This is a genomic window from Paenibacillus silvestris (genome assembly GCF_009882985.1).
GTDB lineage: Bacteria > Bacillota > Bacilli > Paenibacillales > NBRC-103111 > Paenibacillus_E > Paenibacillus_E silvestris.
Genome location: NZ_WTUZ01000007.1, coordinates 95612 through 95869, shown reverse-complemented (window position 1 = coordinate 95869; position 258 = coordinate 95612). Strand labels below are relative to the sequence as shown.

Sequence of the window (258 nt, the reverse complement as noted above, 5' to 3'; positions counted from 1 at the left end):
CGGATATCATCCAAGCCGCCAAAGCCGGAGGACTGCCTGTCAGTGTAAAAACAAGGCTCGGTTTTAGTGACCTAGACGAATGGCGTGACTGGTTAACCCATATTTTGAAACAAGACATTGTTAATCTTTCCATTCATCTTCGGACAAGAGAGGAAATGAGCAAAGTAAAAGCTCATTGGGAACTGATTCCGGAGATTAAGAAGCTTCGTGATGAGGTGGCACCAGATACACTTCTGACCATTAACGGGGATATCCCTG

At 45.3% G+C, this 258-nt stretch carries 1 protein-coding gene; it reads left to right on the top strand.

What is annotated here, in order from left to right; translation table 11 throughout:
• Positions 1-258, top strand: a 258-nt coding sequence (locus GQF01_RS36210; protein ID WP_235958884.1) for a tRNA-dihydrouridine synthase, incomplete at both ends; no start/stop codon positions are given.